This is a genomic window from Neisseria sp. P0022.S010, from assembly GCF_051956635.1.
The window spans coordinates 1-2,349 of record NZ_JBQCXF010000461.1 but is presented as its reverse complement, the minus strand read 5'-3'; the positions used below and the strand labels follow the sequence as shown (position 1 = coordinate 2,349).

The window sequence follows — 2,349 nt, the reverse complement described above, 5'->3', positions numbered from 1 at the left end:
AAGGCAGCAGAGGCGAAATACGCCAATGCGATTGCTGCTACCGATATAGTTGTCGAATAAGGCTATCACCATTGATAAAGAGGCCGTCTGAAAGTTTCAGACGGCCTTGATAAATGCCGTTTTTTTAACTTAGCTTACGCTTGAGACTGAATAATTAAAACTCTGAAGCCACCAGCACACTGCCTCCGTCGTCCCGCTTGACCAAACGCCAAACACAATAACCTTTCCAAATTTCCGTTGTGCCGTTTAGAAGGTGCTTGTAATACTCTCCCCTTTCGGGAAAAACTTCGCCTTTTTCAAAATGTCGTTCTATCGCGTTCTCAAGATCGTCCGGTATCCACATCCCGGCATAAGGTGCTTCCAAAGGTCTCTCACGGTAAACAGGCATCAGTTCCTGCTTCGTCCCTTTAGGATCAAAAATCCCGTTTTCAAAATTGGCATTATCCCAGCGATGCAGCCAGTAATAGCCCTGGGAAGCTGAGTAGCGGTTTTTGCCGTTGCCGAAAGCAGTATGCAGCGAATCATTCAGCTTTTGCGTCAGTATCGGCCGCATCAGGTTGTTCACTACCAGGTAATTAATAGGCAACGGTTTGGTTTTATCTCCCAAGTCGGGAAACTTCCCTGCTTTGAATACCATGGTGCCGTTATAGGTCTTCAGCGTAATGTCCGGATAATGGTTTAAAACGTTTTGGATTTCCATGCTGTTCAATTTATCTTGGAACGTCTTGCCGACAAGTGTGTACCAGCTGATAGATTTTATACCTTCGTACCAAAGGAGGGTTATGGGTGAATCTGAATCAGGTGTTACCCCCCAATAACGTTTGGTCACAGCGTATTCATAAAATTGGTATTTATAGTAGGAATCAGGGAGGGCAATGGTCAGTCCGGCATAGCCGTGGAAAATATCAAACTGTTTGCAAAAATATTCCACCCAATCTTCGAATTCCTGCTGTTAGGCAGTGGTCGATAAAAAGGACAAAGGCAGGGTAATTTGAAGGCAAGACAATCCTTTTTCATCTATTGGGTGGGAGGATAGGGTTTTGAATTGATATTCCGGAGCCCTTTGGCCATATTCCGTATCCGAAGTAAGCACACATTCTAATCTGCGTCCTGATTCGGCATTTTTAATGGTACGGTCTATTTTATTTTGAAATGTGGTCGGATTGAGCCGTGCAAAACGGCGCATGTCTGTCCAAAAATGCATTTTCAAATACCCATGGTACTTTGAATAAAAGCGTTCGGCAGCTTCCAGCGTCTTGCGTTGTCCCGCTACCGAACCTCCGCCCGTGTAGTAGATCAATATGGTCAGTCCCAGACGGGCATTGATATTGTAGTCTTCGTCATACATCAGGATTTCATCGGCTTCCCGTTGCAGTGATTCATATAGTTTGGTTGTCATATTGCCCCTATTCTGGCGTTTCTTACATTTAAGGCCGTCTGAAAGTAAAACTCCATATTTCAGACGGCCTGAGACCTTTGCAAAAAAGTCCTTTTGACATTTCCCCCATACTTTGCCTTCATTTCATTGGCGTAATCATCAAGCTGCTTCAAATAGATTTGATGTGTAATCAAATATCTCAAATATAACGACTATAGCCGCATAAACTGTCAAATAAGGCAATCAACATTGCTAAAGAGGCCGTCTGAAAGTTTCAGACGACCTTTGATAGTCATCGACTAAAATTCCGAAGCTACCAATACACTGCCTCCGTCGTCCCGCTTGACCAAACGCCAGATACAAAAGCCTTTCCTAATTTCCGTTGTGCCGTTTAGAAGGTGCTTGTAATACTCTCCCCTTTCGGGAAAAACTTCCCCTTCTTCAAAATGTCGTTCTATCGCGTTCTCCAAATTATCGGGTATCCACATTCCTGCATAAGGGGCTTCCAAAGGCTTTTGACGGTAAACAGGCATCAGTTCCTGCTTCGTCCCTTTAGGATCAAAAATCCCGTTTTCAAAATTGGCATTATCCCAGCGATGCAGCCAGTAATAACCCTGTGAGGTTGAATAACGGTTTTTGCCGTTGCCGAAGGCAGTATGTAATGAGTCGTTCAGCTTTTGTGTCAGTATCGGCCGCATCAGGTTGTTTACTACCAGGTAATTAATGGGCAACGGTTTGGTTTTATCTCCCAAGTCGGGAAACTTCCCTGCTCTAAATACCATGGTACCGTTATAGGTCTTCAGCGTAATGTCCGGATAATGGCTCAAAACGTTTTGGATTTCCATGCTGTTCAATTTATCTTGGAACGCCTTGCCGACAAGGGTATACCAACTGACGGACTTAATGCCCTCGTACCATAGAGAGTCATCATGTCCACCTGAATCGGGTGTTACCCCCCAATAGCGTTTGGT

At 44.4% G+C, this 2,349-nt stretch carries 2 protein-coding genes and 1 pseudogene; all 3 read right to left on the bottom strand.

Translation table 11 applies throughout. The annotated features are described in order from the left end of the window. Positions 1 to 154: 154 nt before the first annotated feature. Positions 155 to 934 (bottom strand): annotated as a pseudogene (locus ACTHUT_RS18160) (type VI immunity family protein); the annotation flags it as partial. An 18-nt stretch (positions 935 to 952) separates the two neighbouring features. Further along, a complete protein-coding gene (locus tag ACTHUT_RS18155; protein WP_440386808.1) occupies positions 953 to 1,399 on the bottom strand; it encodes a type VI immunity family protein in 447 nt (148 codons plus the stop codon). A 278-nt stretch (positions 1,400 to 1,677) separates the two neighbouring features. Continuing rightward, the coding region (locus tag ACTHUT_RS18150) for a type VI immunity family protein (protein WP_440386807.1) at positions 1,678 to 2,349 on the bottom strand (672 nt) is incomplete at its 5' end.

Coding starts and splice junctions, on each gene's coding strand:
- ACTHUT_RS18155 (WP_440386808.1), bottom strand. CDS start 1,399: ATGACAACCAAACTATATGAATCACTGCAACGGGAAGCCGATGAAATC.